Source organism: Streptomyces sp. 2-1 (genome assembly GCF_048564895.1).
GTDB lineage: Bacteria > Actinomycetota > Actinomycetes > Streptomycetales > Streptomycetaceae > Streptomyces > Streptomyces phaeochromogenes.
Genome location: NZ_CP183383.1, coordinates 4,437,737 through 4,460,782 on the forward strand (window position 1 = coordinate 4,437,737; position 23,046 = coordinate 4,460,782).

Here is a 23,046-nt window from a genome sequence, read left to right on the forward strand (position 1 = left end):
CGGCAGGACCGCTACTCAGCCGGCAGCGCGAACCACCGCAGCAGTACCGGCTTGGCGTCCGGTGGGGCGTCCTCGGGACCCCGGGCGAAGCGGGTCAGGAGGTCGAGGTAGGCGTCATGGAAGGCGGTCACCTCTTCCTTGGTGAGGTGGCTGAGGCTGCGGGAGCCGCGCATCCAGCCGTCCGACTCGGCCTGTTCCTCGGTGAAGCGCCGGGCCAGCTCGATGTCCTCGTCGAGCCGCATCCGGTCGAGGGCCCCCGCGACGGCCCGCTCGCCGTCGGTCATCTCGTCCTGCGCCGGCCTGCGTACGTCGAGTCCGCGCACCGCCCGCCACCAGCGCTCGCGGCTGTTGGGCCGTTCCGGCACGTCCTCGATGAAGCCGCCGCGTTCCAGGCGGCGCAGGTGGTAGCTGAGGGTGCCGGTGTTCTCCCCGAGGGCGGCGGCGAGGGTCGTGGAGGTCGCCGGGCCCGAGACGGCCAGGTGGCGGAGGACCTTCAGGCGCAGCGGGTGGGCGAGGGCTTTGAGGGCCGCCGGGTCACTGACCGTGCGCCGCTCGCCGCCCGGGTCGGCACCCGCTTCCGCGCCCATTTCGGCACCCGCTTCGGCCTCTGGTGCGGCCTCTGGTGCGGCCTCCGGCCCGGGCTTCCGCTCGCCTTCATCACTCATGGGGGCAGCCTACCGCCAGACACAGCCGAATCTCTGCAGAGTGAAGTCTGCAGAATTTTCTCTGCAGATCTTCCATTGCAGAGGAATGGCTGCAATCCTTGAGGCGTGGACATCGACATCGCGGGACCCTCCCGCCCGTCCGCCATTCACCTGGAGGTCTTCATGCTTCGCGCCCGACGTCTCGTCATGACGCTGTCCGCCCTGGCCCTGGCCGTCGGCACGGGCGCGGCGGCTGCGGGTCCCTCGCAAGCCGCCCCCGCCCCCGGTGCGGGTGCCGTCGCGGACGCCGACGCCCGCGCGGACACGCGGCAGCTCGGCTTCGCGGACTGTCCGAGCCTCTCCGAGCTTCCCGAAGGCGCGGATCCGGCGAAGTGGCGGTGCGAGGCGATGACCGCCACCGGGCATCTGACTCTCGGTCGCGCCGATATGCCGATCGACCGGCCCCTGGCGATCACCTTCGCGGAGGGCAGGGTCGACGGCGAGTTCCGTCAGGTGTTCGGGGCGATGGTCGCCACTCCCCTACGAGTTCGGGGCACACCGCTGTCGATCACGCCTCGGTACGGCGGCTATTCGGACTTCGAGTCCAACGACGAGCGGCGGGGCGAGCTGGATCTGACGTTCCGTATATCCGGGCCGGGGGTGCCGCGCGGTTGTTCCATAGGCACCGACGCGGCCCCGGTCCATCTGGTGCTGAAGGAGACGGATCCGTCGAGGGCCGTCTCGCCGGATCCGCTGGTCGTCGCCTTCGGGGTGGCCGACAACCGCTTTACGGTGCCGGGCACTTCGGGCTGCGGCCGGCTGGGCCGCGTGCTCGACAAGGTGCTGGGGCTGCCGGCGCCGGCGGGCGTGAACGGCATCGACCTGGACGCGCGGGTGGCGCTGCGGTCGTACGGCGAGGTGGGGTAGCCCAGGCGCCGGGGTGATCAGCCCAGCAACTCCCGTACGACCGGTACGAGTCCGCGGAACGCCTTGCCCCGGTGGCTGATCGCGTTCTTCTCCTCGGGGGTGAGTTCCGCGCAGGTGCGGGTGTCGCCCTCGGGCTGGAGGATCGGGTCGTAGCCGAAGCCGTGGGTGCCGGTGGGCTCGTGGCGCAGGGTGCCGAGGAGGCGGCCCTCGACCACGCGTTCCGTTCCGTCGGGGAGAGCGAGTGCGGCGGCGCAGGCGAAGTGGGCGGCGCGGTGTTCGTCGGAGATGTCGCCGAGTTGGGCGAGGAGGAGCCTGAGGTTGGCGCCGTCGTCGCCGTGGGTGCCGGACCAGCGGGCGGAGAAGATGCCGGGGGCGCCGCCGAGGACGTCGACGCACAGGCCCGAGTCGTCGGCGACGGCCGGGAGGCCGGTGGCCTGCGCGAGGGCGTGTGCCTTGAGGAGGGCGTTCTCGGCGAAGGTGACGCCGGTTTCCTTGACGTCGGGGATCTCCGGGTAGGCGTCCGCGCCGACGAGGTCGTGGTGGAGACCTGCGGCGGCGAGGATCGCCCTCAGCTCGGTGATCTTTCCGGGGTTGCGGGTGGCGAGGATCAGGCGGGTCATGGTGCTCACCCTAGCCAGGCGGGCGGTGCCGCTCGTGCGATGCCTGTGATCGCCCGCCCACCGCTGCCCGCGGTCTGATCGCCTGCCACCCGCGGCGGAGCAGGTCGTTCACGCGCGAATGGGCGCCCCGGTCGTCCACCCGTGGCAGGAACGGCCGCCCACCCGCGGCGGGACGGCCGTTGCCGTCACGCCCATCCGCGGCAGGACAGCCGTCGCCGCTACGGGCGACGTCTACCGGCTACGGGCGACGCCACGGCCGCGGCCACGTCTACGGCGTGCAGACCTTGGTGAGTTCGCCGGCCGCGTCCGTGACGGGGCTGATGTCCGGGGTCTCGTCGCCGTTCTTGATGGAGTCGCGGACGTTGGTGACCGCCTTCTGGAGGTCGTCCACGGCCTTGTTGATGTCAGTGTCGTCGGTCTTGTCGCCGATGGTGTCGAGGTTCTTGTCGATGGAGTCGAGTGCCTCGTCGGCCTGCGTCGGGTCGTTCGCCGCGTTCTCCACGGCCTGCTGGAGGTCGGTGACGCTGTCGGCGATCGTGTCGGCGGTCTGGACGCAGTCCAGGGCCTTGTTGACGGCGTCGCAGCCGGTGGTCAGCCCGGCCGTCAGCGCGACGGCTGCCACGGCGGCGGCGATGGCAGTGGTGCGGCGTACTCGGCGGCGACTCGCGGCCATGGAACGGTCCTCCCGTTGCGTCAGGCCCGAGGGCCCCGTTGCGTAGGCCACAAGGCCCCCGTGTGGTGCTGGCCGGGCGTACAGCGGTGTGCCGTACGCCCGTACTCGTAGGGACGCGACGGCCGGTGCCGTGGTTGCCCGTGGCAGGAGGCCGTCTTGGTGTGTCCTTTACCTTTCCAGGACCGTATCAAGTGCCGTGCGCTGGGCGACAGCGAGTTCCGTGCAGCCCAGAACGGCCAGGTCGAGAAGGGAGTTGAGCTCCTCGCGGGCGAACGGTTCGGCCTCGGCGGTGCCCTGGACCTCGACGAAGCGGCCGTCGCCGGTGCAGACGACGTTCATGTCGGTGTCGGCGCGGACGTCCTCCTCGTAGCAGAGGTCGAGGAGGGGTACGCCGCCGACGATGCCGACGGAGACGGCGCTGACCGTTCCGGTCAGGGGCTGGCGGCCGGCGCGGATGATCTTCTTGCCCTGGGCCCAGGTGATGGCGTCCGCGAGGGCGACGTACGCGCCGGTGATGGCGGCGGTGCGGGTGCCGCCGTCGGCCTGGAGGACGTCGCAGTCGAGGACGATGGTGTTCTCGCCGAGCGCCTTGTAGTCGATGACGGCGCGCAGGGACCGGCCGATGAGGCGGCTGATCTCGTGCGTGCGGCCGCCGATCTTGCCGCGGACGGATTCGCGGTCGCCGCGGGTGTTGGTGGCCCGCGGGAGCATGGAGTACTCGGCGGTGACCCAGCCCTCGCCGCTGCCCTTGCGCCAGCGCGGGACGCCCTCGGTCACGGAGGCGGTGCAGAAGACCTTCGTGTCACCGAAGGAGACGAGGACGGAGCCCTCGGCGTGCTTGCTCCAGCCGCGTTCGATGGTGATCGGGCGGAGCTGTTCGGGCGCGCGGCCGTCGATTCGAGACATGGCGTCGAGCCTAGTCGTATACGGGTGAGGGGCCGCCCCGGGTAACGGAAGCGGCCCCTCAGGAGTGAGTCTCAGGTCCCCGGGCCTGGGCCCGGAGTCCGGGGGTTCACATCATGTCTTCGATGTCCGCGGCGATCGGGTCCGCGTCGGTGCCGATGACGACCTGGATGGCGGTGCCCATCTTGACGACGCCGTGGGCGCCCGCGGCCTTCAGGGCGGCCTCGTCGACCTTGCTCGGGTCGATGACCTCGGTGCGGAGGCGGGTGATGCAGCCCTCGACCTCTTCGATGTTCTCGATGCCGCCGAGCCCGGCGACGATCTTCTCAGCCTTGCTGGCCATGTCCTACTCCCTGATCCGAACCGCTTTGTCGCAGTAACCCACAGTTGGCCCATCTTCGCGAGCGGTCACGTCACCCGTACCGAATGATGGCGAACACGACAGCGCGACCGTTCGCCGACTGGTCTACACCAGTTTTCAACGGCCGCCAAACCCGGTCCCGTTCCAGGGGGTGCGGGCGGGCGGCGGGAGACGTGTGGAGGGGCGCGGGAGGATGCAGGAGGACCGCCGATGAGTGCCGACAGCGCCGCCGCGCCCGCGCGCGCCCGCTGGAACAACCTGTTCCAGGGCCTGCAGAAGATGGGCCGCAGCCTCCAACTGCCCATCGCCGTGCTGCCGGCCGCCGGCATTCTCAACCGCCTGGGCCAGCCGGATGTGTTCGGTGCCGACGGTCTCGGCTGGACGGATGTCTCCAAGGTGATGGCGGGCGCGGGCGGCGCCCTGCTGGACGGTTCGCTCGGTCTGCCGCTGCTGTTCTGCGTCGGTGTGGCGATCGGCATGGCGAAGAAGGCCGACGGTTCGACGGCGCTCGCGGCGGTGGCCGGGTTCCTCGTCTACTACAACGTGCTGCGGCAGTTCCCGGAGGACTGTGCGGAGCAGGCGAAGGTGGTGGCGGCCGGCTGTCAGGCGGACGACGGCTCGGTGGTGGTGTTCACGTACCAGAATCCGGGCGTCTTCGGCGGCATCATCATGGGGCTGATGGCGGCCTACTTCTGGCAGCGCTACCACCGCACCAAGCTGGTGGACTGGCTCGGCTTCTTCAACGGCCGCCGTCTCGTGCCGATCATCATGGCGTTCGTGGCGATCGCGTTCGCGGCGCTGTGTCTGTGGGTGTGGCCGCCGGTCGGCCGGGGTCTTGAGGACTTCAGCGACTGGCTGGTGAGCCTGGGTTCGTGGGGTGCGGGCCTCTTCGGTCTCGCCAACCGCGCGCTGCTGGTGATCGGGCTGCACCAGTTCCTGAACGTGCCCATGTGGTTCCAGTTCGGCAGTTACACCAAGCCGGACGGCACGGTCGTGCACGGCGACATCAACATGTTCCTGGCGGGCGACCCGGACGCGGGCCAGTTCACGTCGGGCTTCTTCCCCATCATGATGTTCGCGCTCCCGGCCGCGTGCCTGGCGATGACGCACTGCGCAAAACCCCAGCGCCGCAAGGAAATTGGCGGCCTGATGATGTCGATCGCCCTGACGTCGTTCGTCACGGGCATCACGGAACCGATCGAGTACTCCTTCGTGTTCATCGCGCCCGCGCTGTACGCGGTGCACGCGATCCTCACGGGCGTCTCGATGGCGGTGACCTGGGGTCTGGGCGTGCACGACGGGTTCAGTTTCTCGGCGGGCCTGATCGACTACGTCATCAACTGGAACCTGGCCACGAAACCCTGGGCGATCATTCCGATCGGCCTGTGCTTCGCCGCCGTCTACTACGTGGTCTTCCGGTTCGCGATCACGAAGTTCAACCTGCCGACGCCCGGCCGGGAGCCGGAGGACGAGGTCGAGGACGTGACGAAGGCGTAAGCGCTCCGCTCTTCCTGGGGCCCCGAGGCCGTTCGTAGTCTGCGGACCATCGTGGCCGTTTCGCGCAGTTCCCCGCGCCCCTTATGGGGCGCTTTTTCATGCTTACGGGCACTTGATTCCGTATGGTCCAGGCCACAAAAACTGCGGGTTCCTTATCTCACCTTCACCGTGCTACAACAGGTCTACACCACTGAGTGGTGTAGACCACGTGGATGCTGTCCATCCCCCGTGCAATTCCCTTCCGTTCACTTCCCGTCCCCGGCAGCACCCTGCACATGGAGGAACCATGACCACCGCCACAGCTCCGGCGGCCCCCGCGAAGAAGTGGGGATCCGGCCTGCTCCAGGGCCTGCAGAAGGTCGGCCGCAGCCTGCAGCTCCCCATCGCCGTGCTGCCGGCCGCCGGCATCCTGCTCCGTCTCGGCCAGCCCGATGTGTTCGGCGCGGACGGACTCGGCTGGGACAAGGTCGCGTCGGTGTTCGCCACCGCCGGCGACGCGGTCTTCGCCAACCTGCCGCTGCTGTTCTGCGTCGGCATCGCCATCGGCTTCGCCAAGAAGTCGGACGGCTCCACCGCGCTCGCGGCGCTCGTCGGGTTCCTCGTCTACAAGAACGTCCTCACCGCGTTCCCGATCAGCGAGGCCAAGGTCCAGAAGGGCGCGGACGTCGCCGCGACCTACAACGACCCCAAGGTCCTCGGCGGCATCGTGATGGGCCTGATAGCCGCCGTCACCTGGCAGCGCTTCCACCGCACCAAGCTCCCCGACTGGCTCGGCTTCTTCAACGGCCGCCGTCTCGTACCGATCCTGATGGCCTTCATCGGCACCGCCGTCGGCGTCTTCTTCGGCCTCGTCTGGGAGCCCATCGGCGACGTCATCACCAACTTCGGCGAGTGGATGACCGGCCTCGGCGCGGTCGGCGCGGGCATCTTCGGCGCCATCAACCGCGCGCTGCTCCCGGTCGGCATGCACCAGTTCGTGAACACCGTCGCCTGGCAGGAGATCGGTACCTACACGGACTCCGCCGGTGCCGTCTGGCACGGTGACCTGCCGCGCTTCTTCCACGGCGACCCGACCGCCGGTCAGTTCATGACGGGCTTCTTCCCCATCATGATGTTCGCGCTCCCGGCCGCCGCCCTGGCGATCACGCACTGCGCCCGCCCCGAACGCCGCAAGGCCGTCGGCGGCATGATGGTCTCCCTCGCGCTGACCTCGTTCGTCACGGGTATCACCGAGCCGATCGAGTTCGCGTTCATGTTCATCGCGCCGGTGCTGTACGTGATCCACGCGGTCCTGACCGCCATCTCGATGGCCGTCACCTGGGCGCTGGGCGTCCACCACGGCTTCAGCTTCTCCGCGGGTGCCATCGACTACTTCCTGAACTGGAACCTCGCCACCAAGCCATGGATGATCATCCCGATCGGCCTGGTCTTCGCGGCGATCTACTACGTGACCTTCCGCTTCGCGATCATCAGGTTCAACCTCGCGACGCCGGGCCGCGAGCCCGACGAGGAGGTCGAGGACCTCACCAAGGCGTGAGGACCAAGACTTGAGCACCAAGGCCTGAGCACCAAGGCCTGAGGCATGACAAAGGCCCCCGGAGCCGATCGGCTCCGGGGGCCTTGTGCTGCGTAGCCTGATCAGGCGCTGCGCGCGCAGTGCCACGTACGGACGACGCCAGATCTCGTACGGACGACGTCAGATCTCGTACGTGACCTTCAGATCTCGTACGTGACTCGCGGTGTGGCGAGTTCCACCGGTCCTCCGAACGCCGCTCGGGCGTCGGCGAGGTTCGCCTGGGGGTCCGTCCACGGCGGGATGTGGGTCAGGACCAGGCGGCGGGCCGCGGCGCGGGTCGCGGTCTCGCCGGCCTCGCGGCCGTTGAGGTGGAGATCCGGGATGTTCTCCTTGCCGTGGGTGAACGCGGCCTCGCAGAGGAACAGGTCGGTGTCCCGGGCGAGTTCGTCCAGTGTGTCGCACACGCCGGTGTCCCCGGAGTACGTGAGCGACCGGCCGCCGTGCTCGACACGGATGCCGTACGCCTCCACGGGGTGGCTCACCTTCTCGGTGTGCACCGAGAACGGGCCGATCTCGAACGAGCCCGGCTTGACCGTGTGGAAGTCGAAGACCTCGCTCATCGAGGAGGCGGAGGGGGTGTCCGCGTACGCGGTGGTCAGGCGCTGCTCCGTGCCCTCCGGTCCGTAGACGGGGATCGGATCGCAGCGGCCGCCGTCATGGCGGTAGTAGCGCGCGACGAAGTACGCGCACATGTCGATGCAGTGGTCGGCGTGCAGGTGGCTGAGGAAGATCGCGTCAAGGTCGTAGAGACCGCAGTGGCGCTGCAGCTCGCCAAGGGCACCGTTGCCCATGTCGAGAAGCAGCCGGAAGCCGTCGGCCTCGACGAGGTAGCTCGAGCAGGCCGATTCCGCGGACGGGAACGACCCCGAGCAGCCGACGACGGTGAGCTTCATAAAGCAGAAACCTCCGCTGGCGGGGAGTGAAGACGGGGGTCGTGCGGTCCGTCGAGCGTAAGGCGCAAAAGGTCCTGTCGCTCCTCCGTCGAGGGCCGTTGTGGGGGAACTCACCTGCGGTGTCACCGGTTCGGGGGCCAGCGGGGTGGCCGGACGTGGGCCCCGTCACGCCGGTACCGTCATATCCATGGATACGTCGTGGTGGCTCGCGTTGGCGGCCGTGGTGCTGTTGGCGGGTGTCGCGACGCTGGTGGACGGGTGGGGGCGGCGGGGGCGACGGGGGTCTTCCGGCGGGCGGGGTCGACCTCCGGGGAGGCCCCCGGCCCGGGGTGGGATCCGTCGGCCTTCTCGTGCTTCTCGGCCGCGGCCGGCCGAGATCTGGTGGGCGAATGTTCCGTTCGAGGACGGGCCCGGGGCGAAGGACCGGCCCTGCCTGGTCCTGTCCGTGCGGGGCCGCACGGCTGTCGTCGCCAAGATCACCAGCAAGAGCCCCGATGAGCGGCGGGCCGGGGTGATTCCGCTTCCGCCCGGGTCCGTCGGGGACGCGCGGGGGCGGGCCAGCTTCCTCGAAACGGGTGAGCTGCGCGGGCTGCCGGTGCGGGACTTCCGCCGACGGGTGGGCCCGGTGGACCCCTCGATCTGGGACCAGGTCCGCAACCTCACCCGCTAGGGCTTCTCCTCGCCCCCGCCGCCCCTACCCATTCCCGTCCCTTTCGGGGGCCAGCCCCCGAACCCCCGCTCCTCAAACGCCGGAGGGGCTGGATTGTTCGCGGCCCGGGCCGACACCATCAGCCCGTCCGGCGTTTGAGGACGAGGCCGTTCAGGCCGAAAGCGGGGGTCTGGGGGCGCAGCCCCCAGGGACGGGACGGGTAGGGGCGGCGGGGGCGAAAACCCCCTACGCCCAGAGCTGACCCTGCAACGTCTCGATGGCCTCTTCCGTCGTGGCGGCGGTGTAGACGCCCGTGGAAAGGTACTTCCAGCCGCCGTCGGCCACGACGAAGACGATGTCGGCGGGCTCGCCCGACTTCACGGCCTTGTTGCCGACGCCGATCGCCGCGTGCAGCGCGGCCCCCGTGGAGACACCCGCGAAGATCCCCTCCTGCTGCAACAGCTCCCGGGTACGGGTAACGGCGTCGGCGGAGCCGACCGAGAAACGGGTCGTCAGGACGGACGCGTCGTACAGCTCGGGCACGAACCCCTCGTCGAGGTTCCGAAGCCCGTACACGAGATCGTCGTACCGCGGCTCGGCCGCGACGATCTTGACGTCGGGCTTGTGCTCGCGGAGGAAACGCCCGACCCCCATCAGCGTGCCGGTGGTCCCGAGCCCGGCGACGAAGTGGGTGACGGACGGCAGGTCGGCCAGGATCTCCGGACCCGTCGTCGCGTAGTGGGCGCCCGCGTTGTCGGGGTTGCCGTACTGGTAGAGCATCACCCAGTCGGGATGCTCGGCGGCCAGCTCCTTGGCCACCCGAACTGCCGTGTTCGATCCCCCCGCCGCCGGCGACGGGATGATCTCGGCGCCCCACATGCCGAGCAGCTCCCGCCGCTCCTGGGAGGTGTTCTCGGGCATGACGCAGACCATGCGGTAGCCCTTGAGCTTCGCCGCCATGGCGAGCGAGATGCCGGTGTTGCCGGAGGTGGGCTCCAGGATCGTGCAGCCGGGCGTCAACCGGCCGTCCTTCTCCGCCTGTTCGATCATGTGGAGCGCGGGCCGGTCCTTGACCGAACCGGTCGGATTGCGGTCCTCGAGCTTCGCCCAGATGCGGACGTCGGCGGACGGCGAGAGCCGCGGCAGGCGCACCAGAGGGGTGTTGCCCACCGCGGCCAGCGGGGAGTCGTAACGCATCAGCGATCAGAGCCCGGGCCGGTCAGACCATGCCGCCGGCGACGGCCGGCAGGATCGTGACGTTGTCGCCGTCGGTCAGCTTGGTGTTGATGCCGTCGAGGAAGCGCACGTCCTCGTCGTTCAGGTACACGTTCACGAAGCGGCGCAGCTCGCCGCCGTCCACGATGCGGGCCTGGATGCCCGCATGACGGGTCTCCAGGTCGGCGAAGAGTGCGGCGAGGGTCTCCCCGCCGCCCTCGACGGCCTTCTGGCCGTCGGTGTAGGTGCGGAGGATGGTGGGGATGCGGACCTCGATGGCCATGGCTGTGGGCTCCTGTCGGGAGTGAGTCGGTGGGCGCGCGGCAGCGCAGAGAAACAGGTGAGCTTTGTGAGGCGCCGCGGCTCACGGCCGTACGGCGGCAGGATTCAGCGCGTACAGATGGCGCTCTGCAGCCTGCACAGGTCGACGTGCAACCGTGCCACGAGCAGCATGCCCGGGGTCTTGTCGCTCACGTCGTGGGAAACCATGGGGTCATCGTATCGATTCCCGGTCCGGGTCCTGGAATGTGATCTCAGATACTGGATGAATTCTGACCGAAGTGCGGGATCGGTACCTCGGGATCAGTACGTCTCCACGACCGTGACCTCCTCCTCCGTCACCTCGCCCTCCAGGATCCGGAAGGACCGGAACTGGAAGGGTCCGGCGTCGTCGGCGTCCGCCGTGGAGACCAGGACGTAGTGCGCGCCGGGCTCGTTCGCGTACGAGATGTCGGTGCGGGACGGGTACGCCTCGGTGGCCGTGTGGGAGTGGTAGATGACTACCGGTTCCTCGTCGCGGTCGTCCAGCTCGCGGTAGAGCTTGAGGAGGTCGCCGGAGTCGAACTCGTAGAACGTGGGCGAGCGCGCGGCGTTGAGCATCGGGATGAACCGCTCGGGGCGGCCGGTGCCCTCCGGGCCGGCGACCACGCCGCACGCCTCGTCGGGGTGGTCCTGGCGCGCGTGCGCGACGATCTGGTCGACGAGGGCCTGGGTGATGGTCAGCATGGTCGTCAGGATAAGCAGAAGGGCCGCCGCGTACCGAGGGGTGGTACGGGGCGGCCCACATGCTGGGCCACGAGCCCCACATGTTCTGTGCGAGGTCCGTCAGCCGATCTTCTCGAACTCCGGGTCGCGGCGCTCGGTGACCTCAGGGTTCCGCGACTTCAGCACGGCCCAGCCGATGCCCAGTGCCGCCGCCCAGCCGGCCATCACGTAGAGGCAGACGCGGGAGTCGGCGTCGTACGCGATGAGGCAGGTGACGAAGAGCAGGAACACGACCGCGACCCAGCTGAGCTTCGCGCCGCCCGGGGCCGGGAAGGACGAGGCGGGCAGGCGTCCGGCGTCGACCGCGCGGCGGTACAGGATGTGGCTGACCAGGATCATCAACCAGGTCCAGATGCCGGCCGCGGTGGCCACCGAGGTGACGTAGCCGAAGGCCTTCTCCGGGACGATGTAGTTCAGGATCACGCCGATGCCCATGAAGAGCATGGAGACGGTGATGCCGAGCGCGGGCGTCTTCGTGGAGGACAGCTTGTTGAAGATCCTGGGGGCCTCGCCGTTGTCCGCCAGGGTGCGCAGCATGCGGCCGGTGGAGTACATGCCGGAGTTGCAGGAGGACAGGGCCGCCGTCAGGACGACGAAGTTCACGATGCCCGCGCCCGCCGGGATGCCGATCTTCGCGAACGCCTCCACGAAGGGGCTGACTCCTGGTGCGAACTCGGTCCACTTCACGACGCAGAGGATGACGGTGAGGGCGCCGACGTAGAAGAGGGCGATGCGCCAGGGCAGGGTGTTGATCGCCTTGGGGAGGGTCTTCTCCGGGTTCTCGGACTCGCCCGCGGTGACGCCGACGAGTTCGACGGCGAGGTAGGCGAACATCACGCCCTGGAGGGTCATCAGGGACGAGCCGATGCCCTTGGGGAAGAAGCCGTCGAAGGCCCAGAGGTTGGAGACGGCGGCCGAGTCGCCCGCGGAGCTGAAGCCGAAGGTGAGGACGCCCAGGCCGATCACGATCATGCCGATGAGGGCGGTGACCTTGACCATCGAGAACCAGAACTCGATCTCGCCGAAGAGCTTCACCGAGATCAGGTTGGCCGCGAAGAGAACCACCAGGAAGACCAGGGCCGTGACCCACTGCGGGATCTGCGGGAACCAGTAGTTGACATAGATCGCGGCGGCGGTGAGTTCCGCCATGCCGGTGACGACCCACATCAGCCAGTACGTCCAGCCGGTGAAGTAGCCGAAGAACGGGCCGAGGAACTCGCGGGAGTACTCCGCGAAGGAGCCCGAGACGGGACGGTAGAGCAGGAGCTCTCCGAGGGCCCGCATGATGAAGAAGATGATGACGCCCGCGAGGGCGTACATGAGGATGAGACTGGGGCCCGCCTTGGCGATGTTCGCCCCGGCCCCCAGGAAGAGGCCGACGCCGATGGCGCCGCCGATCGCGATCATCTGGACCTGACGGCTGTTGAGGCCGCGTTCGTAGCCCTCTTCGGGGGCGTGACCCCCTTCGGGGCCTTCGCTGCCCACGACGCCTTTGCGGTCGTGCCCGTCGTCGTTCTTGCCGACCTGCACCGAGGTCATGTCTGGTGCGCCTTTCTCCATGCCGATCCGAGCCGTCGTCGGCTCCGGATCGGGTCCCGATCCCCCCGGATTGAATGGAGCTGAGTGGGCTCCCCGTGCCCGCTCGTGCCTGGTCGGCGATCCGCCGACCGGTGGCGCACCCGGCCGGACATGGGTGGCGTCCTGCCGGGCGGTCGTGAAGATTTATCACGGCCGCAACACTGATCACCTGAGGCGCGTGTAGCGCACACCACAGGGAGAACCGGACAAAAGTCGGACCGCGCCCCATAGGGCGCGGTCACGGTGACGCGATCGTTATTCGGATTTGAGCGTCCGCTGAGCGAACGGAATATGTCAGGACATCAACGTTTCAACCAACGTCTCCTGAAGGCCGCCCAGCCACAGATACGCCATCACCATCGGCTTGCGCGGGTCCTCGTCCGGCAGCCGGTAGAGGAGGTCGGTGTCCTCCTCGTCGACGACGTCGAGGCGCGATCCGATGGCCAGGCGCAGGTCGTTGAGGGCGCGCAGCCACTGCTCGGACTCCTCGGCGGAGAGCTTGAGGACCGCGCCGCCCTCCCCCACGGCCGAGAGCGTGTCCAGGGAGCGGATCACCGTGAGCGCGTTCTCGCGCTTGGCCGCGCGCAGGTCGTTCTCGGTGAAGCGGCGGAACTCGGCGGAGTACGCGCGCTGCTCCTCGGCCTGCTCGGGCGAGTTGGCCTCGACGTCGGGCCCGCTGTACGCGTCGGGGAAGAGCCTCTTCAGCACGGGATCGGAGGGCGGTTCGCTCGGGCCCTCCGCGAACAGCTCGGCGAGCGGGTCGTCGGAGGCGTCCTCGCCCGGTCCCGGTCCGATGAGCTCCAGGAGCTGTACGGCGAGGGAGCGGATGATGGAGATCTCGACCTCGTCGAGCGCGACGGCCGCGCCGCCGCCGGGGAGCGGTTCGAAGTGTCCTGGCATCAGGTGCGTCGCTACTTCCAGTACTGCGCGGGCGTCGGGCAACTGCCGGTCGGGCCGGGTTCCACCGGCCCGACTCCGGTCGTGCTATTTCCGGTCGTGCTGGAGGGTGGCCCACAGACCGTAGCCGTGCATGGCCTGCACATCGCGTTCCATCTCCTCGCGCGTGCCGCTGGAGACCACGGCCCGGCCCTTGTGGTGGACGTCGAGCATCAGCTTGGTGGCCTTGTCCTTCGGATAGCCGAAGTACGTCTGGAAGACGTAGGTCACGTAGCTCATCAGGTTGACCGGGTCGTTGTGGACGATGGTCACCCAGGGGACGTCGGGCTCGGGTACGGCGAAGACCTCCTCCGCCGACTCGGTTTTTTCGGTCTCTAGGGGTGCGGGAGCCGTCACACGGCCCATGCTGCCACCACAGGTGGGTGCCCGGCCAAACGAACCCACAAATCGTCAGAGTGACGAGATAGGGGTACCATCCTTTGCCATGAACACTGCGGACCTAGGGCTGCCGGTTGATGTTCCCTCCACCGCGCTCTTCACGGACCACTACGAGCTGACCATGCTGCAGGCCGCCCTCAAGGGCGGGGCCGCCGACCGGCGCTCGGTCTTCGAGGTCTTCACACGCCGGCTGCCCGAGGGCCGCCGCTACGGCGTCGTGGCCGGGACCGGACGCGTACTGGACGCGATCGAGAACTTCCGCTTCGACGCGGACGTCCTCGGCTTCCTGCGCGAGCGCCGCGTCGTCGACGAGCCGACCCTGGAGTGGCTGGCCTCCTACCGCTTCAGCGGCGCCGTCTGGGGCTACCCCGAGGGCGAGGTCTACTTCCCCGGATCACCGATCCTGCGGGTCGAGGGCTCCTTCGCGGAGTGCGTGCTCCTGGAGACCGTGATCCTCTCCATCCTCAACCACGACTCGGCGATCGCGGCCGCCGCCTCCCGGATGGCCTCGGCCGCCGGGGAGCGCCCGCTGATCGAGATGGGCGCCCGCCGCACCCACGAACTGGCCGCGGTCGCGGCGTCCCGGGCGGCGTACGTCGGCGGCTTCACGACCACCTCCGACCTGGCCGCGGGCTTCCGTTACGGCATCCCGACCGTCGGCACCAGCGCCCACGCCTTCACGCTTCTCCACGACAACGAGCGGGACGCCTTCCAGGCCCAGGTCGACTCGCTCGGCCGGGGCACGACGCTGCTCGTCGACACGTACGACGTCACCGAGGCCGTCCGGCTGGCCGTCGAGGTGGCCGGACCCGAGCTCGGAGCGGTCCGCATCGACTCCGGTGACCTGCTGCTCGTGGCGCACCGGGTGCGCCAGCAGCTGGACGAGCTGGGCGCCACGAACACCCGGATCATCGTGACCTCGGACCTGGACGAGTACGCGATCGCCTCGCTGGCCGCGGCGCCCGTGGACGCGTACGGCGTGGGCACGCAGCTGGTGACGGGATCCGGCCATCCGACCTGTTCGATGGTCTACAAGCTCGTCGCCCGTGCCGAGTCCGCGGACCCGAAGGCTCCGCTCGTTCCGGTGGCCAAGAAGTCGACGGGCGGCAAGACGTCCATCGGCGGCCGTAAGTGGGCCGCGCGGCGGCTCGACGCGTACGGGGTCGCCGAGGCCGAGGTCATCGGCCTCGGGGCGGTCCCGGCCGAGCTCAGCGACCGTCAGCTCCTGGTGGAGCTCGTCAAGGGCGGCCAGGTCCTCGCCCGCGAGCCCCTGGACGTCGTACGCGACCGGCACGCGGCGGCCCGCGCGAACCTGCCCCTCTCGGCGACCCAGCTCTCCCGCGGGGAAGCCGTCATTCCGACCGAGTACGTATGAGCCACGTGGGACGGGATCCGGGCAGCGCCCGGGGACCCACCTCAGGCCACCCCGAGCCCGAACGGGCATGAACGGACGAGGAGCGGGAATGCAACGGCCACAATCGCATCCCTCCCGCCATGCCCACCCGCAGACTACGAACCGCTCCCTGTGGAGCGCCTCGCAGAAGGACACCGACATGCGCCGCGCCTTGATCGTCGTAGACGTGCAGAACGACTTCTGCGAAGGCGGCAGCCTCGCCGTGTCCGGCGGAGCCGACGTCGCCGCCGCGATCACGGAGCTGATCGGGCAGGCCCCCGCCGGCTACCGCCATGTCGTGGCGACCCGCGACCACCACATCGCCCCCGGCGGCCACTTCGCCGACAACCCCGACTACGTCCACTCCTGGCCCGCGCACTGCGTGGCGGGCACCGAGGGCGTCGGCTTCCACCCGAACTTCGCCCCGGTGGTCGCCTCCGGCGCGATCGACGCGGTCTTCGACAAGGGGGCGTACGCGGCGGCGTACAGCGGCTTCGAGGGCGCCGACGAGAACGGCGTGACGCTGGGCGACTGGCTGCGCGCCCGCGAGATCACCGAGGTCGACGTGGTGGGCATCGCCACCGACCACTGCGTCCGCGCCACCGCCCTGGACGCGGCCCGCGAGGGCTTCCGTACGCAGGTCCTGCTCGACCTCACGGCCGGCGTGGCCGAGGAGACCACCGAGCGGGCCCTGGAGGAGCTGAGCGCCGCGGGCGTGGAACTGAGCGGCAAGCCGGTCGTCTGAACCGGAAGCGGCCCACGCACCCCTGCCCGATCCGAGGGCTCGCGCGCCCCTGCCCGGTCCGGGGCCCGGCCTAGAACCCCTGCGGTGTCGCCGTCCGCCGCATCAGCGCCCGGATCGGGTGCCACAGCTCGGCCGCGCAGGCGTCCGCGCCGGGTGCCGTGCGCCATATGAGGCCGTCGGGATGGTGCAGGACCGCGGTGATCTCGTCCGGGGTCGGGGGCTCCGCGTTGCCGCGCAGGTACACCGCCCGCATGCCCAGGTTCCGCAGCCGCGTCAGGGCGCGGGCGCGGTTCTGGGCGTGCACGAGCACGCGTACCGAGCCGCTGCCCGCGGCGGGCGGTCGGGGCAGGTTCAACGCCACCACCACCGTGCCGTTCGGCAGCTTGCAGAAACCTCCTGCGGCCATGCAGTCACACCCCCGTGAGAACCAGTGTCAATAAGAGAGTCACAGCACGCACCTAAACACGATCGGCCGCAACCCGCCAGGGGGTTGCGGCCGATCATGGTTTGACCTGCGGAAATGCCTTTTACTTCGTCGCGGCAGAGACCTTCACCGTGATCGTCGAGCCGTCGCGCGGCTCCTTCACGATCGCGATCTTGGTGTTGGTGTCAGTGACGCGGACACCCGAGGTCGGGTTGGTCTCGTCGTAGTAGGTGTTCGTGTGGTCGTTGAAGATCCGGTTGCCCGGGAGCGACGGGATCTTCGTGGCGACGTCCGCCTTGTGCAGCCTGAGGGCGTCCGTCCGGTAGGTGCTGAAGGGCGAGTCGTACGACTGGATGCGGGTGCGCATCAGCGTGCCGTCGGACCACTTCAGCGGCTTCGGGTGAGCGTCCACCGGCAGCAGCAGACCGGAGCCCGCGTGCTGGCTGACGTTGTTGTCGTTCTGGGAGGTGTCCCACTTCCAGATCAGCAGACCGTTCTGGTAGGGGAAGTGCTCCACCCAGGACGGGCGCGTGGTCGAGAAGCCGAAGTTGTACGGGCCCGACTTGAGGGTCTTGTCGTACGACACGTACTGGCGGTTCTCGGCGATGTAGTACTGCGCGTAGTCGTCCGTGACGGCCGCGCCGATGCGGGAGAAGCCGGTGGCCTTCCAGGCGGCGTCGGCGGTCTCGGCGTTGTCCGAGAAGACCGGCGAACCGTCGGCCGTCACCGTGATCACGTCGGCCGCGAAGCCCTTCTGGGCCACCCCGCCGTCGGTCTGGTAGCGGAAGCGGAGGTCGAACTTCTTGCCCGCGTAGGCGTCGAGCGGGAACGAGAGCTTCTTGTACGCGTCCACCGTGCCGGTCAGCGCGGGCTTGCCGCTGCCGTCGCGCGGGAGGGCAGCGCCGTCGACCGTGCCGTCCAGCGGCGTCCAGTTGGCGCCGTCGGTCGAGACCTCGGTGTAGAGGTAGTCGAAGTCGGTCTCGATGTCGTACCAGCCGTCGAGGGTCAGCGTGGCCGAGGACTTGCCGGTGAGGTCGACGGAACGGGTCAGCGTGTTCTTGAGGTCGTCACCGCTGCCGCTCCACCACTGGGTCGCGCCCTGAGCCGGGGTGACCACCGGGTTGGTGACCTCCTTCTCCGGCAGTTCGACGACCAGCGCCTGGGCGTTCTTGGTGTTGTACTCCGCCACGCCCAGCTTGTGGGTGGAGCGCGTCGCTGCCTTGGCCGTGTCGTACTTCAGCCAGCCGAGCTGGAGTTTGTCCCAGGCGGTCATGTCGCCGGGCAGGTCACCGATGGTGTTCTTGCCCTCGCCGAGCCAGGAGCCGGACGACATCAGCGTCCAGAACCCGGTGGAGTTCTCGGCGGTGTTGGTGGTGTCGTAGTGGTCCGGCAGACCGAGGTCGTGGCCGTACTCGTGGGCGAAGACGCCGAGTCCGCCGTTCTCCGGCTGGATGGTGTAGTCGCCGACCCAGATGCCGGAGCTGCCGATCTGCGCCCCGCCCATCTTGTTGCCCGTGGGGCCGGTGGCGCCGGCGTCCGTGCCGAACGCGTACCAGCGGTGGGCCCAGATGGCGTCCTCGCCCTGTGCGCCGCCGCCCGCGGACTCGTCCTCGCCGGCGTGCACGATCTGGAAGTGGTCGATGTAGCCGTCGGGCTCGTTGAAGTTGCCGTCGCCGTCGAAGTCGTTGCGGTCCCACTTGTCGTAGGCGGCCAGCTCGGACTTGATGTCGGCGTCGGACTTGCCGGCCGCCTTCTGTGCGTCTGCCCAGGCGGTGACACCGTCGGCGACGGCGTTCCACGCGCAGGTGTCGGGGTCGCACTTGTTGGAGCCGTAACGGGCCTCGTTGTAGGGCACCTTGACCCAGTCGGAGACCGCGCCGCCGATGGAGTAGCGGCCCGAGGACTGCTTCTCGTAGTACTTCTTCATCGACTCGACACCCTTGCCGGTGCCGAAGTAGAGCTCTTCGAAGTGCTTCTTGTTGTAGTCCGCCTGCCAGGCCGTGCTGTTGTCCTCGGCACGGTCCGGCTGGGCTATCTGGTTGTGCAGGGGACCCGGGGTGCCGCCGTAGCGGGGGTCCGTCTTGTCGCCGAACTCCACGAGGATCGTGAAGATCTGGTCGGTCTTCTCCCGGCCGAGCTCCACGTACTTGCCGTCCTGGAGCTTCACGACCTGCGAGCCGCCGCGGTTCTTGACGGTGGCGTCGCCGGATATGACCTGCTTGAGCGCTTCCTCGCGCTGGGCCTCCTGACGTTCGGTCAGCGGGCCCTTCAGGTCGTGCTCGCGATCGGTGTTGTTCTCGGCGCGCGCCGGGTCCTGCCGGTTCGCGGCCGGATCCTGACGGCCCGCCGCCGCGGCCGGCTTGTCGCCGGCAGCGGCCTGCGCCACCGCGAAGGTCGAGAACGTGGCAGCGGCCGCTGCGAGCGACACACCCACCGCGGCTGCTCTGAACGTCCATGGTCTGCTGGTCACTTGATGCAGTCCTCCCCCGCGCCCGGGCGCGCGGAATGGAGGGGTGTCCAGGTCATGGAGTCCGCGCGCGCTCTATGCGCGTCACAAGTGACGACATTCGATCGGAGTTGCGGGAGAAAAGACAGACCTTGACTTGAACAGGTCAAGTGGGCTATGCACCGGCGGTCGTGCGCCGCGCGCGGACATCCGTCCGCTCACGGAGGAACGGTGTACGACTCAACAGGCGCGTTCGAACGTCCACTTGATGGACGCCATGACTCCGTGCGCCCCCTGTGCACCGGCACCGTGGGTTAGGTCACGCTTACTGCTCGTTCCGCTCGGGCAGACAGCCGATTAGAGTCGGTTGGCGGCTCGCCGGATTTCCGGTGGTTTGCCAACCGGACACCGTTGTCGAACCCCAGATTCTTATCCGCACCCTCCCCCATCGCGAGAGGCACGGGGGGAGACCCCCACCCCGAGGATCGGAATAGCCATGCCTCGTCCGACCGCCGCACAGCTCGCCTACGGTTCCTGCACCGTGATCTTCTCCACGCTCGCCATGCTGCTGCTGTCACAGACGAGTTCGGGCCTGGGAGTCGTGGTGATAGCGCTCTCCGCCCTCGTGCTCGGCCTCCTCGTGGCCATGACGGTTCCCGTACCGAAGCCCGCCGCGCCGACGGCGTCCGTTGCCCGGCCCGCGTCCGTCACCCTCTCGGAACACCGAGTTCCGGTGCAGCGCGAGACCGTCGCGGTCGCCGGCGCGTCCGAGCCGGTCCGCGAGCGCGCCTGAGCCGACCCGAACGACCACACGAACCGGCGGGCCCGTTGACCACGGACCCGCCGGTCGTCTGCGCCGCCTGTGGACTCAGCCCGCGCTGACTCCTGTGGAACTCAGCCCGTGCTGACCACCACCGTCTTGGCCGCCTTGTCGTGCAGGCCCTGCTTGTAGGGCTTGTCGAAGAAGCTCCAGCCGCCCGCGATCGCGGTCCAGATGCACGCGCAGCAGAACGCGAACGGCAGCCACAGGACCAGCGCGCGGACCAGCGAGGTCTGCACGGAGGGCGTGGAGCCGTTGTCGAGGTTCGCCACCCGCAGATGCAGCCACTTCTTGCCGAGGGTCTGCCCCGCCCTGGCGGTCATGACGGTGTCGTAGCCGACGTAGAGCACCGCGGCGATCAGCGACTGGCCGAACGACCTGCCGTAGTCGATCTTGTCCGTGTCCACGTCGTACTCGTTGACGTTGAACGCCCACGTCACCAGCCACACCACGATGACGACGAGGATCATGTCGATGATCCGCGCGAGCGTGCGCTTGCCGCTGTCGGCCAGCGGAGGCATCCCGGCCAGCGGGTCGTTGCCGTACGGACCGCCGCCGTACGGGTCGCCACCACCGCTGCCGTACGGGTCACCGCCGCCGTAGGGCGGGGGCGGCGGAGTGGCCCCGTACGGCGAACCGGTGCCCGGCGGGGGCTCGTTGCCGTACGACGGGTCGAACGGCGGGCCCTCGCCGGGCGGTGGCGGCTGCTGTCCGGGCGAGCCCTCGTCCGGCGGCTTCTTCTTGAACGGATCGTCATCCGGCGGGGGCGGCGGCTCGGTGGTCATATCCCGAGTCGACCGCGAACCCCCCGACTGTGCAATGGGGGGCGGCCGTCCGGGGGACCGGTCAGCCCGCGACGAACGTGTGGGCCGCCTTGTCGTGCCAGCACTGGCGCCACGGGCGGTCGAACGCGCCCCACAGGACACCCACGACACCGATGGCGAGAAGACCGGGAACGCTGTAGACGAGCCAGCGGCGCAGGGCCAGACCGAACGACGGCGGGTCGCCGCCCTCGATGTCCCGCACCTGGAGGCCGCACAGCTTCTTGCCGAGGGTGCGGCCCCACTTGGCGGTGGGCAGCGCCTCGTAGAGGACACCGAAGAGGAGCAGTACGGCCAGGATGATGCCGAGGTAGACCGCGGTGGTGCCGTCGAGGAGCCAGACCGTGACGGTCTCACCCGACAGCTTGGCCGCGTCGATCTTCTCGTTGACGTGGTCGAGCGCCTTGGTGCCCAGCGGAACGGCCGCCGCGCCGGTGACGGCGGCCAGCACGATCGTGTCCACGAGCCTGGCCGCGAAGCGCTTGCCGAGTCCCGCCGGGCGCGCGTTCGCCTGCGAGCGGGCCACCGCCTGGAACGGGTCCTCCCGCACCGGCTTCCACGGCACGACCGGCTGGTCCTCGTCCGGCCCGGCCAGGCGGTGCACCTGCTGGGCCCAGGAGGGCTGCCCACCGCCCACACCCGCGGCCATGGGCGCGCCGGAGCCGGACTGCGGAGGGGTGCCGGAGGCGGCCTGCTGAGGGGCGGACTGCTGCGGAGTTACGGGGGCCGCCGGGAAGGCGGCTGCGGGGCCCTGGGGGGCCGCCTGGGCCGGGCCCGCCTGGGCCTGGGCCTGGGCCGCGGCTGCCTGAGCCGCCGCCGAGGACTGGGCTGCGGAGGCCTGCGCCCCGCGCTGCCGGTCCCCACGAGGTACGGCCCTGAACGTCATCGTGCCCTCGGAGGCGAGGGGTTCACGGGAGCCGGGCACACCGCCCGGACGGTCGCCGCCCGAGACATGCGCGCGCCCGGCGCCCATGGCTCCCGCCGCGCCCGCTCCCCCGGCCGGCCCGGCGGCCCCGGGTCCGGCGGAGCCCGCCGCTCCGGTCGGCTGTACCGGTCCGGTGGGCCTGCGGAACACCACCGAGCCGCCGGAGCCCGGCGGCTTGAGGGCCCCCGAGCCCCCGTCGGACCCGGAACCGGCACCGGCATCGGCATCGGCCCGGCCCTCGGACTCGTACGAGTGGAACGTGGCCATGCCGTCCGTGTGGTCCGACCTGCCGTCGGGCTGGGACGGCAGGGCGGGTCCGGCGGAGTCGGCCGGCTGGTCGGTGGGTACGCGCGGATCGGGCTTGCCCCAGCGGATCCGGCGGTCCGGGTCGCCGCCGAAGCCGGTCTGCCGTGAGCGGTCGGCGCCCCACGCGGTCGCGGGCTCGGGCCGACTGCCGTGCTGGGCGTCGGCGGGCGACGGGTTCGCGGCCGGCGGGTCCTCGTCGAAGAAGTGCGGCCCCGTCTCCTCCGTGGAGGCGGGCACGGACCGTTCGTCCGCGGGCGACGAGAGCGGCTCGCCGCCGGACGGCGCCGGCCGGCTGGTGCCCGGCACCCACGAGGCACCGTTCCAGTACCGGACATATCCGGGAATGGAAGGGTCCGGGTAATACCCTTCGCGGGGCCTGTCGTCGCCTGGGGCCGGGGTTGGGGCGCTCATGTCCGTCGTCCCGTATCTGCTCGGGGGTCGTGTTGAGCGTCCACATCTATCAGACCGGCGCAAGGGTCACTGCCGCTCCTGGCGTACCTACCCCCTTCGAGCAAGGTTCCGCCACGTTTTCCGGCCTCTTCCGGTCGGGTGACGACCGTCTGGCGGCCGTGTGCTGATCGGGTCTGCCGGTCGGGGCTACCGGCCGGGTCCGACGGTCATGTGCCGGTCGGGTGCCGGTGCCTTCGGAAAAAGTTCGGCGAACCCGCGTAATGCTTCGCGGCCCGCGCCCTCTCCACTCGTACGGGCCCACCCACAGGGCCACTGGACGAGAGGAAACGCACGACATGTACACCGTGGTGGAGCGCGAGCTCGAACTGAAACTGGTCCTGTCCCCCGAGCGCAGCATCCCGGTCCCGGCCCGGCTGAACTACCGCACCGACGATCCGTACGCCGTCCACATCGCCTTCCACATCGGCTCGGATCACCCCGTGAACTGGACGTTCGCGCGCGAGCTGCTCGTGGAGGGGGTGTTCCGGCCGTGCGGGCACGGGGATGTGCGGGTGTGGCCGACGAAGGTCGCCGGGCGGAGCGTGGTCCTGATGGCGCTGAGCTCACCCGACGGGGACGCCCTGCTGGAGGCGCCCGCCGCCCAGGTGTCGGCCTGGCTGGAGCGCACCCTGCGGGCGGTCCCGCCGGGCACCGAGGCCGACCAGCTCGGCATCGACGACGGCCTCGCCGAACTCCTCGCGCCCACCCCGGCCGACGACCTCTGGCTGCGCGACCCCTGGCCCTCGGACGAGTCCAAGGACGGGGAGTGAGACGGCGGGCCGCGAGCAGCCGAGGAGGTGA

At 69.7% G+C, this 23,046-nt stretch carries 25 protein-coding genes; 8 read left to right on the forward strand and 17 right to left on the reverse strand.

From position 1 onward, the window contains the following. Positions 1-11: 11 nt before the first annotated feature. Complete coding sequence (locus ACN20J_RS19450; protein ID WP_419666427.1) at positions 12-665, reverse strand: ArsR/SmtB family transcription factor; 654 nt, start codon at positions 663-665, stop codon at positions 12-14. Positions 666-770: 105 nt separating this feature from the next. Between ACN20J_RS19450 and ACN20J_RS19455 the strand changes: the two genes are divergently transcribed. After that, on the forward strand, positions 771-1,571 hold the full coding sequence (locus ACN20J_RS19455; protein ID WP_419666428.1) for a hypothetical protein: 801 nt from the start codon (positions 771-773) through the stop codon (positions 1,569-1,571). 17 nt (positions 1,572-1,588) lie between these two features. On the opposite strand, the gene rdgB is transcribed toward ACN20J_RS19455, so the two are convergent. From rdgB to ACN20J_RS19475, 4 genes are all read right to left on the reverse strand, one after another. After that, positions 1,589-2,191 carry an RdgB/HAM1 family non-canonical purine NTP pyrophosphatase gene (gene rdgB / locus ACN20J_RS19460; RefSeq protein WP_189843427.1) on the reverse strand — a complete coding sequence of 201 codons (603 nt, stop codon included), beginning with the start codon at positions 2,189-2,191 and terminating at the stop codon, positions 1,589-1,591. 268 nt (positions 2,192-2,459) lie between these two features. Next, positions 2,460-2,864: a hypothetical protein gene (locus tag ACN20J_RS19465; RefSeq protein ID WP_055611835.1), complete on the reverse strand. Its 405-nt coding sequence runs from the start codon at positions 2,862-2,864 to the stop codon at positions 2,460-2,462. A 168-nt stretch (positions 2,865-3,032) separates the two neighbouring features. Beyond that, positions 3,033-3,770, reverse strand: a complete 738-nt coding sequence (gene rph / locus ACN20J_RS19470) for a ribonuclease PH (RefSeq protein WP_189843429.1) — start codon at positions 3,768-3,770, stop codon at positions 3,033-3,035. A 106-nt stretch (positions 3,771-3,876) separates the two neighbouring features. Then, the gene (locus ACN20J_RS19475; protein WP_018517946.1) at positions 3,877-4,110 is read right to left on the reverse strand and encodes a glucose PTS transporter subunit EIIB; all 234 of its coding nucleotides are present in this window, start codon (positions 4,108-4,110) and stop codon (positions 3,877-3,879) included. 228 nt (positions 4,111-4,338) lie between these two features. Here ACN20J_RS19475 and ACN20J_RS19480 point away from each other — a divergent pair, with 228 nt between their 5' ends. Both ACN20J_RS19480 and ACN20J_RS19485 read left to right on the forward strand, forming a co-directional pair. Further along, a complete protein-coding gene (locus tag ACN20J_RS19480) occupies positions 4,339-5,625 on the forward strand; it encodes a PTS transporter subunit EIIC (RefSeq protein ID WP_190227726.1) in 1,287 nt (428 codons plus the stop codon). Positions 5,626-5,911: 286 nt separating this feature from the next. After that, positions 5,912-7,162 (forward strand): PTS transporter subunit EIIC, encoded by a 1,251-nt coding sequence (locus ACN20J_RS19485; RefSeq protein WP_189843431.1) that lies wholly within the window; start codon positions 5,912-5,914, stop codon positions 7,160-7,162. Positions 7,163-7,341: 179 nt separating this feature from the next. On the opposite strand, the gene ACN20J_RS19490 is transcribed toward ACN20J_RS19485, so the two are convergent. Next, entirely contained in the window at positions 7,342-8,094 is a 753-nt protein-coding gene (locus ACN20J_RS19490; RefSeq protein ID WP_189843432.1) for an MBL fold metallo-hydrolase, read from the reverse strand. A gap of 187 nt (positions 8,095-8,281) precedes the next feature. Between ACN20J_RS19490 and ACN20J_RS19495 the strand changes: the two genes are divergently transcribed. Continuing rightward, positions 8,282-8,764: a type II toxin-antitoxin system PemK/MazF family toxin gene (locus ACN20J_RS19495; RefSeq protein ID WP_189843433.1), complete on the forward strand. Its 483-nt coding sequence runs from the start codon at positions 8,282-8,284 to the stop codon at positions 8,762-8,764. 225 nt (positions 8,765-8,989) lie between these two features. Here ACN20J_RS19495 and ACN20J_RS19500 read toward each other — a convergent pair whose 3' ends face one another. From ACN20J_RS19500 to clpS, 7 genes are all read right to left on the reverse strand, one after another. After that, the gene (locus ACN20J_RS19500; RefSeq protein WP_189843434.1) at positions 8,990-9,940 is read right to left on the reverse strand and encodes a PLP-dependent cysteine synthase family protein; all 951 of its coding nucleotides are present in this window, start codon (positions 9,938-9,940) and stop codon (positions 8,990-8,992) included. Positions 9,941-9,962: 22 nt separating this feature from the next. Beyond that, complete coding sequence (locus ACN20J_RS19505) at positions 9,963-10,241, reverse strand: MoaD/ThiS family protein (RefSeq protein WP_143632625.1); 279 nt, start codon at positions 10,239-10,241, stop codon at positions 9,963-9,965. Between the two features lie 104 nt (positions 10,242-10,345). Continuing rightward, positions 10,346-10,447, reverse strand: a complete 102-nt coding sequence (locus ACN20J_RS19510) for a putative leader peptide (RefSeq protein ID WP_313904860.1) — start codon at positions 10,445-10,447, stop codon at positions 10,346-10,348. Between the two features lie 93 nt (positions 10,448-10,540). Then, positions 10,541-10,963 (reverse strand): Mov34/MPN/PAD-1 family protein, encoded by a 423-nt coding sequence (locus ACN20J_RS19515; RefSeq protein WP_055617035.1) that lies wholly within the window; start codon positions 10,961-10,963, stop codon positions 10,541-10,543. A gap of 99 nt (positions 10,964-11,062) precedes the next feature. Continuing rightward, on the reverse strand, positions 11,063-12,541 hold the full coding sequence (locus tag ACN20J_RS19520; RefSeq protein ID WP_189843436.1) for an amino acid permease: 1,479 nt from the start codon (positions 12,539-12,541) through the stop codon (positions 11,063-11,065). 333 nt (positions 12,542-12,874) lie between these two features. Beyond that, entirely contained in the window at positions 12,875-13,480 is a 606-nt protein-coding gene (locus ACN20J_RS19525; RefSeq protein WP_055617034.1) for a DUF2017 domain-containing protein, read from the reverse strand. A gap of 84 nt (positions 13,481-13,564) precedes the next feature. Then, a complete protein-coding gene (clpS, locus tag ACN20J_RS19530; protein WP_189843437.1) occupies positions 13,565-13,882 on the reverse strand; it encodes an ATP-dependent Clp protease adapter ClpS in 318 nt (105 codons plus the stop codon). Between the two features lie 79 nt (positions 13,883-13,961). Between clpS and ACN20J_RS19535 the strand changes: the two genes are divergently transcribed. Together ACN20J_RS19535 and ACN20J_RS19540 are read left to right on the forward strand one after the other, a co-directional pair. Next, positions 13,962-15,290 (forward strand): nicotinate phosphoribosyltransferase, encoded by a 1,329-nt coding sequence (locus tag ACN20J_RS19535; RefSeq protein WP_189843438.1) that lies wholly within the window; start codon positions 13,962-13,964, stop codon positions 15,288-15,290. Positions 15,291-15,468: 178 nt separating this feature from the next. Beyond that, positions 15,469-16,053, forward strand: coding sequence for a nicotinamidase (locus tag ACN20J_RS19540; RefSeq protein ID WP_055617031.1), 585 nt, complete (start codon positions 15,469-15,471; stop codon positions 16,051-16,053). 70 nt (positions 16,054-16,123) lie between these two features. On the opposite strand, the gene ACN20J_RS19545 is transcribed toward ACN20J_RS19540, so the two are convergent. Then, positions 16,124-16,459 carry a hypothetical protein gene (locus ACN20J_RS19545; protein WP_189843439.1) on the reverse strand — a complete coding sequence of 112 codons (336 nt, stop codon included), beginning with the start codon at positions 16,457-16,459 and terminating at the stop codon, positions 16,124-16,126. Positions 16,460-16,580: 121 nt separating this feature from the next. Then, entirely contained in the window at positions 16,581-18,947 is a 2,367-nt protein-coding gene (locus tag ACN20J_RS19550) for an immune inhibitor A domain-containing protein (RefSeq protein WP_189843440.1), read from the reverse strand. A gap of 472 nt (positions 18,948-19,419) precedes the next feature. Between ACN20J_RS19550 and ACN20J_RS19555 the strand changes: the two genes are divergently transcribed. Then, positions 19,420-19,716, forward strand: coding sequence for a hypothetical protein (locus tag ACN20J_RS19555; protein WP_189843441.1), 297 nt, complete (start codon positions 19,420-19,422; stop codon positions 19,714-19,716). Positions 19,717-19,817: 101 nt separating this feature from the next. On the opposite strand, the gene ACN20J_RS19560 is transcribed toward ACN20J_RS19555, so the two are convergent. Continuing rightward, the gene (locus ACN20J_RS19560) at positions 19,818-20,528 is read right to left on the reverse strand and encodes an RDD family protein (RefSeq protein WP_190227724.1); all 711 of its coding nucleotides are present in this window, start codon (positions 20,526-20,528) and stop codon (positions 19,818-19,820) included. 61 nt (positions 20,529-20,589) lie between these two features. Then, positions 20,590-22,206 (reverse strand): RDD family protein, encoded by a 1,617-nt coding sequence (locus tag ACN20J_RS19565; protein ID WP_419666429.1) that lies wholly within the window; start codon positions 22,204-22,206, stop codon positions 20,590-20,592. Between the two features lie 335 nt (positions 22,207-22,541). On the opposite strand from ACN20J_RS19565, the gene ACN20J_RS19570 reads away from it, so the two are divergent. Next, entirely contained in the window at positions 22,542-23,015 is a 474-nt protein-coding gene (locus ACN20J_RS19570) for an SsgA family sporulation/cell division regulator (protein ID WP_189843444.1), read from the forward strand. Positions 23,016-23,046 lie beyond the last annotated feature (31 nt).

Coding starts and splice junctions, on each gene's coding strand:
- ACN20J_RS19450 (WP_419666427.1), bottom strand. CDS start 665: ATGAGTGATGAAGGCGAGCGGAAGCCCGGGCCGGAGGCCGCACCAGAG.
- rdgB (WP_189843427.1), bottom strand. CDS start 2,191: ATGACCCGCCTGATCCTCGCCACCCGCAACCCCGGAAAGATCACCGAG.
- ACN20J_RS19465 (WP_055611835.1), bottom strand. CDS start 2,864: ATGGCCGCGAGTCGCCGCCGAGTACGCCGCACCACTGCCATCGCCGCC.
- rph (WP_189843429.1), bottom strand. CDS start 3,770: ATGTCTCGAATCGACGGCCGCGCGCCCGAACAGCTCCGCCCGATCACC.
- ACN20J_RS19475 (WP_018517946.1), bottom strand. CDS start 4,110: ATGGCCAGCAAGGCTGAGAAGATCGTCGCCGGGCTCGGCGGCATCGAG.
- ACN20J_RS19480 (WP_190227726.1), top strand. CDS start 4,339: ATGAGTGCCGACAGCGCCGCCGCGCCCGCGCGCGCCCGCTGGAACAAC.
- ACN20J_RS19485 (WP_189843431.1), top strand. CDS start 5,912: ATGACCACCGCCACAGCTCCGGCGGCCCCCGCGAAGAAGTGGGGATCC.
- ACN20J_RS19490 (WP_189843432.1), bottom strand. CDS start 8,094: ATGAAGCTCACCGTCGTCGGCTGCTCGGGGTCGTTCCCGTCCGCGGAA.
- ACN20J_RS19495 (WP_189843433.1), top strand. CDS start 8,282: ATGGATACGTCGTGGTGGCTCGCGTTGGCGGCCGTGGTGCTGTTGGCG.
- ACN20J_RS19500 (WP_189843434.1), bottom strand. CDS start 9,940: ATGCGTTACGACTCCCCGCTGGCCGCGGTGGGCAACACCCCTCTGGTG.
- ACN20J_RS19505 (WP_143632625.1), bottom strand. CDS start 10,241: ATGGCCATCGAGGTCCGCATCCCCACCATCCTCCGCACCTACACCGAC.
- ACN20J_RS19510 (WP_313904860.1), bottom strand. CDS start 10,447: ATGGTTTCCCACGACGTGAGCGACAAGACCCCGGGCATGCTGCTCGTG.
- ACN20J_RS19515 (WP_055617035.1), bottom strand. CDS start 10,963: ATGCTGACCATCACCCAGGCCCTCGTCGACCAGATCGTCGCGCACGCG.
- ACN20J_RS19520 (WP_189843436.1), bottom strand. CDS start 12,541: ATGACCTCGGTGCAGGTCGGCAAGAACGACGACGGGCACGACCGCAAA.
- ACN20J_RS19525 (WP_055617034.1), bottom strand. CDS start 13,480: ATGCCAGGACACTTCGAACCGCTCCCCGGCGGCGGCGCGGCCGTCGCG.
- clpS (WP_189843437.1), bottom strand. CDS start 13,882: ATGGGCCGTGTGACGGCTCCCGCACCCCTAGAGACCGAAAAAACCGAG.
- ACN20J_RS19535 (WP_189843438.1), top strand. CDS start 13,962: ATGAACACTGCGGACCTAGGGCTGCCGGTTGATGTTCCCTCCACCGCG.
- ACN20J_RS19540 (WP_055617031.1), top strand. CDS start 15,469: ATGCGCCGCGCCTTGATCGTCGTAGACGTGCAGAACGACTTCTGCGAA.
- ACN20J_RS19545 (WP_189843439.1), bottom strand. CDS start 16,459: ATGGCCGCAGGAGGTTTCTGCAAGCTGCCGAACGGCACGGTGGTGGTG.
- ACN20J_RS19555 (WP_189843441.1), top strand. CDS start 19,420: ATGCCTCGTCCGACCGCCGCACAGCTCGCCTACGGTTCCTGCACCGTG.
- ACN20J_RS19560 (WP_190227724.1), bottom strand. CDS start 20,528: ATGACCACCGAGCCGCCGCCCCCGCCGGATGACGATCCGTTCAAGAAG.
- ACN20J_RS19565 (WP_419666429.1), bottom strand. CDS start 22,206: ATGAGCGCCCCAACCCCGGCCCCAGGCGACGACAGGCCCCGCGAAGGG.
- ACN20J_RS19570 (WP_189843444.1), top strand. CDS start 22,542: ATGTACACCGTGGTGGAGCGCGAGCTCGAACTGAAACTGGTCCTGTCC.